The sequence below is a fragment of the Streptomyces sp. Q2 genome, from assembly GCF_056820935.1.
Genome location: NZ_JBXEJE010000022.1, coordinates 174,938 through 175,752 on the forward strand (window position 1 = coordinate 174,938; position 815 = coordinate 175,752).

The 815-nt window shown below is 79.4% G+C and carries 1 protein-coding gene; it reads right to left on the bottom strand.

Going from position 1 to position 815, the window contains the following annotated elements:
- Positions 1-815, bottom strand: an 815-nt coding sequence (locus ACWBNA_RS25300) for an SAV_2336 N-terminal domain-related protein (protein ID WP_482706796.1), incomplete at both ends; no start/stop codon positions are given.

Here is an 815-nt window from a genome sequence, read left to right on the forward strand (position 1 = left end):
GCGCAGCGGGTCGGGGCCGCCGGGCGGCGCCCAGTGGGCGAGGCCGTCGTTGGCGGCGCCGAAGCCGCCGGCCTCCAGGACGGCCTGGTAGGGGTAGAGCGAGGAGCGGTGGCGCAGGTGCGGCGGCAGCAGGTGCACGAGGGCGGTGGGCCCGGCGTGGGCGAGCCGGCCGAGCAGCTCGTCGGCGGCGGGCGCGGCCCAGCCGTGGGCGAGGCCGTCGGTGACGACGAGGAAGATGCGGCCGCCGCGTCCGTCGAGGAGTTCGGCGGGGTCGGCGGCGGCCCGCCCCGTGGTCCAGCGCAGGGTGGCGGATCCGGTGCGCGGCACGTTCACCCGGACCGTGCGCACGCCCCGGAAGGCGCCGCTGTGCTCGGCGGCCCGGGCGAGGTGGGTGACGGACTCTTCCCAGATGCGCAGGGTGGGCGCGTCGTCGGTGAGCAGGACGAGGTCGAAGGCGGAGGTGCGGGCGGGCCGCAGGAAGGGCAGCCACAGCCCGTCGACGAGGCCCTGCTCGGCGGTGGTCTCCTCGTCGAGTTCCAGGGTGTCGCGGGAGGGGACGCGCCGGGCGAGCCGGTGCAGGGCGCGCGCGAGCAGGGCCGTGGCCCGGCCGGGCCCCTGCTGCGGGCGGTCGTCTGGCAGCAGCGGTCGCCCGACGTGCAGCGCGAAGGGACCTTCGGGGTCGGGTAACAGCCGGGCGGGGACGGCCGGTTCGCCGGTCGCGTCGCCGGTGTCGGCCGGGCCGGGCCGGTGCGCGGGGTCCCGGGGCGGCGGGGTCGGCGGGCGAGGGGTGCCGGCGTCGGCGGGTGATCGTCGCG